At 47.6% G+C, this 252-nt stretch carries 1 pseudogene; it reads right to left on the bottom strand.

Going from position 1 to position 252, the window contains the following annotated elements:
* A pseudogene (locus FDX22_RS00110) lies at positions 1-252 on the bottom strand (hypothetical protein); the annotation flags it as partial.

The following is a 252-nucleotide window of genomic DNA, read 5'->3' as shown; positions in this document are numbered from 1 at the left end:
GTCGGTATAGCCAATCAGACCATAGACGTTCATAAAGGGCAGCAGCCAGGCATCCAGTTTTAAGGTTTCGGTTTTACTTCTCTCCCGGGTGTTGCCGACGTTGATTTTAAACGCGTTATCCAACGAGTGACCGCGCAGGGAAAGACCGTTGAAATTGATGCTGTCTACATTAATGTTTTGCCTGATATTCATGTAGTTAATATTCACGCCAAACGGCTCAGGCAGGTCGTAGCCTCGTTTACGTGCCTCCTC

The organism is Citrobacter sp. TBCS-14 (genome assembly GCF_005280805.1).
Classification (GTDB): Bacteria; Pseudomonadota; Gammaproteobacteria; order Enterobacterales; family Enterobacteriaceae; genus Citrobacter; species Citrobacter gillenii.
The sequence above is the reverse complement of the archived record's forward strand: the minus strand, read 5'-3'. Positions and strand labels throughout refer to the sequence as shown.